A 498-nucleotide genomic window follows, 5' to 3' on the forward strand; every position below is an offset into this window, starting at 1 on the left:
CGGCATAAACGTCGGTACCCGATACTACAATATCTCTCATACTACCCTGTGCTAAACGTTCACCGTCTCTTGCTGGCACTCCAGACTGCCAATTTAACTCTACCGGTATTGCTGCGTTTGTCCAAATCGCTGCTTTTGACGTATGGTGCGCACCTTGGTCATTGGTTGCTGTTCTCGCAATACTGCCAACTGAGTAAGTATTACTCGAATCTACCGCCCACGCTCTGCCTTGCTTCCAATCATTCGCCGAAGCGCTCCCCAATGGGGAAATCGGTGAGACAATCTGATTACGAGTTCCGCCCACAATACTCTGGTTACCGACTGGTAAAGATGAATCAGTCAAGCTATTAATCACGTTGTTATACTGATTATTGAAAGAGCCATTTTCTACAAAAGCGAGGGCATTCGATGTCGTATTGCCATCAAGCTCCGCCTTCCATACATCCCATTGCTCTTTAGCCCATTTATCACAGGTGAGATCGGAAGCGCGGTTCCGCA

1 pseudogene is annotated in these 498 nt (G+C 47.8%); it reads right to left on the bottom strand.

Annotated features, from left to right (window positions below):
• Window positions 1-498, bottom strand: a pseudogene (locus ACP45E_RS19345) (DUF3466 family protein); the annotation flags it as partial.

Origin of the sequence: Vibrio genomosp. F10 str. 9ZD137 (assembly GCF_049974785.1) — a bacterium.
Taxonomy (GTDB): domain Bacteria; phylum Pseudomonadota; class Gammaproteobacteria; order Enterobacterales; family Vibrionaceae; genus Vibrio.